The sequence below is a fragment of the Neisseria sp. P0008.S010 genome, assembly GCF_051962715.1.
Lineage (GTDB): Bacteria > Pseudomonadota > Gammaproteobacteria > Burkholderiales > Neisseriaceae > Neisseria > Neisseria elongata.
This window is the reverse complement of the sequence record NZ_JBQCVA010000364.1, coordinates 1-252: the sequence shown is the minus strand read 5'-3', so window position 1 is coordinate 252 and position 252 is coordinate 1. Positions and strand designations below refer to the sequence as shown.

At 56.0% G+C, this 252-nt stretch carries 1 protein-coding gene; it reads right to left on the bottom strand.

Features of this window, described 5'->3' with window-relative positions; genetic code table 11:
- Positions 1-252 (bottom strand): hypothetical protein (locus ACTHSL_RS13935; RefSeq protein WP_440381744.1); only part of this gene is annotated, 252 nt, incomplete at both ends.

The following is a 252-nucleotide window of genomic DNA, read 5'->3' as shown; positions in this document are numbered from 1 at the left end:
AGCGAGTCAGATGTGGAATGCCCGAACGGTGGGCGTCCCAATCGACAGAAGCATCGGCAAACTTATATTTGGAAATGACGATTGACCGCTGCCCTTTCGCGAGGAACAAGAGTCCCAGCGCGGTGCCGACATTCGCCTGATTATCGCTATCCCAACTTCCATCGCGATTTTGCCTCGCAACTAAAAACTCCGCGCCTTCGCGATACCAGTCATGCTCCCCAAAGAACCGCCTGCCCGTGAGCCACCCGTAGG